Consider the following 612-nt stretch of genomic DNA (forward strand, 5'->3'; position numbering starts at 1 on the left):
GCGGTGCGGCAATCATCAAAGCGCGCGGTGCATCATCTGCGGCCTCTGCTGCCAATGCTGCCATCGCTCATATGCGTACATGGGCACTCGGTACTGATGAAAACGATTGGGTATCAATGGGTGTTTATTCAAACGGCGAATACGGTATCGCTGAGGGTTTGATTTACTCATTCCCATGTACATGTAGCAACGGCGATTGGTCTATCGTAGACGGCGTTGACGTGTCATCAGATTTCTCAAAAGAGAAGATGGCAGCTACAGAACAAGAACTTAGCGAAGAGCGTGATGCGGTTGCACACCTGCTTCCATAGGTCGTAAATTTGCTAAACCCATTGTACAAAGTAATCTAGAAGAAGCCCTCTTATATAGAGGGCTTTTTGGGTTTTAAGCGTACATCAATACAATTGATAACGTTAGATACACGTTGATTAACAGCGAATAAAAAAAAGCTTGCTACAATAAATGCGTTCGTTGAAATAATAAGTACAATCAAACTTGCATTATTTAAGGAGAGACAATATGTTGGGTGAACCTGAATATAATATGAATGAGCTATTTGCTCAGTTGGGGCTAGATAGCTCGGATGAAGCGATTGATGAGTTTATCGAAAAG

1 protein-coding gene and 1 pseudogene are annotated in these 612 nt (G+C 42.5%); both read left to right on the forward strand.

Annotated features, from left to right (window positions below; genetic code table 11):
- A pseudogene (locus ACS8FD_RS22240) lies at positions 1-311 on the forward strand (malate dehydrogenase); the annotation flags it as partial.
- Between the two features lie 208 nt (positions 312-519).
- On the forward strand, positions 520-612 hold a 93-nt coding region (locus tag ACS8FD_RS22245), incomplete at its 3' end, for a DUF2789 family protein (RefSeq protein WP_439277461.1).

The organism is Psychrobacter sp. 1U2 (genome assembly GCF_051847575.1).